The sequence below is a fragment of the Mesorhizobium sp. M1A.F.Ca.IN.022.07.1.1 genome, assembly GCF_003997575.1.
GTDB lineage: Bacteria > Pseudomonadota > Alphaproteobacteria > Rhizobiales > Rhizobiaceae > Mesorhizobium.
In genome coordinates this window covers 1-1,206 of the sequence record NZ_RZST01000636.1, presented here as the reverse complement: position 1 = coordinate 1,206, position 1,206 = coordinate 1, and the positions used below count along the sequence as shown (strand labels likewise).

Here is a 1,206-nt window from a genome sequence, read left to right as displayed (position 1 = left end):
GAATGCGCTTGAGATAGGGCGCTTTCAGCCGCGTCAGTTGCTTGCGGGCAGCCACGTCGGACCTTCAATCATAAAAAAGCGCGCTGCATTCTCGGGTCAATTATTCGTCGGCCCATTCCGGCTTGCGCTTGCCGATGAAGGCGCCGATGCCCTCCTCGGCGTCGCGCGCCAGCATGTTTTCCACCATCACACGGCCGGTATAGGCGTAGGCGTCGGCCAGCCCCATTTCGGCCTGGGCGTAGAACGCCTCCTTGCCGGTCTTGACCACCAATGACGATTTTGAAGCAATGGTTTGCGCGTATTTGTTGACAACCTGATTCAGATATTCGCGCGGCACGATCCGGTTGACGAGACCGAACTCCTTGGCCGTCGCCGCATCGATCGTCTCGCCGGTGAGAAGCATTTCCATCGCCTGCTTGCGCGAGACGTTGCGCGACAGCGCAACCATCGGCGTCGAGCAGAACAGGCCGATATTGACGCCGGGCGTGCAGAAGGTCGCTTCGTGCGAGGCGATGGCGAGGTCGCAGCTCGCGACAAGCTGCAGTCCGGCCGCGGTAGCCAGACCGTCGACCTCGGCGATCACCGGCCTCGGATGGCGCACGATGGTCTGCATCAGCTTTGCGCAGGCGACAAAGGTCTTTTCGAAGAAGGCGCGGCCGCGATCCGGTTCGGCGCGGCGCGCCGTCATTTCCTTGAGGTCGTGGCCGGCGCAAAACACTTTGCCTGACGCTGCCAGGATGATGACGCGTACGGATTTGTCGTCCTTCACGCGGTCGAACTCGGCCTGCAGCGCCGCCATCGTCGCCAGCGACAGCGCGTTGGCCGGCGGGCTTGCAAGAGTGAGGCGCAGCTCGCCCTTATCTTGGCTGACAAGAACCGGGCCGTCGGCGACGGCGGGCTTGATGGCAACGACTTCGGCCATTTTTGAACCTCTCGATCAGCGGTCCCGGGTTATGGAGCAACAGAACTAACATGCTGCCGATTGAAGAACAGCCGCGAGACGTGTTTTCTCCGTGGCACCGTTTGGTCCAGGCGCGCCGCCTGGAACTTCCCGTATATAGGAATCGCGCATGCCCGCTCAAAGCAATCTCAAGCCGGTGCTGACCGCGGCCGAAGTCAACGCGGTGATGGCAAACGTCTATCCGCAGCTCAACGACCAGTTCTCCTTCTATGAGGCGCTGGAAGTGTTTCCGGGCGGCTGCACGG

1 protein-coding gene and 1 pseudogene are annotated in these 1,206 nt (G+C 61.6%); one reads left to right on the top strand and one right to left on the bottom strand.

Annotated features, from left to right (window positions below):
* Positions 1-100: 100 nt before the first annotated feature.
* On the bottom strand, positions 101-922 hold the full coding sequence (locus EOA75_RS33010; protein ID WP_127215763.1) for an enoyl-CoA hydratase: 822 nt from the start codon (positions 920-922) through the stop codon (positions 101-103).
* A 148-nt stretch (positions 923-1,070) separates the two neighbouring features.
* Between EOA75_RS33010 and EOA75_RS35460 the strand changes: the two are divergent.
* Positions 1,071-1,206 (top strand): annotated as a pseudogene (locus EOA75_RS35460) (thioesterase); the annotation flags it as partial.